Annotated in this window: 1 pseudogene; it reads right to left on the bottom strand. The window is 40.0% G+C overall.

The features are described from left to right. A pseudogene (locus PSI06_RS21855) lies at positions 1-225 on the bottom strand (IS3 family transposase); the annotation flags it as partial.

The raw sequence follows: 225 nt of genomic DNA, 5'->3' as shown, positions 1-225 counted from the left end.
ATAGGTAATGCACGCCTTGCGCTGACTTTACGTATGTAATGTCACTAACGAAGACTTCCTCGGCCGCAGTAGGCATGTATTCCTTTAGTAAATTGGGATGCTTGCGCATCCAATGGTTACTGTTTGTCGTTTTAGTGTAATTTTTCTTTGGTTTTACAAGAAAGTCATGCTCTCTCAAATAATCAAAAAAACAATCACGACCTAGTTTAATGCCACGCTCTTGCA

Source organism: Pseudoalteromonas sp. GABNS16E, assembly GCF_028598715.1.
Lineage (GTDB): Bacteria > Pseudomonadota > Gammaproteobacteria > Enterobacterales > Alteromonadaceae > Pseudoalteromonas > Pseudoalteromonas atlantica.
This window is presented reverse-complemented; position numbering and strand designations above follow the sequence as displayed.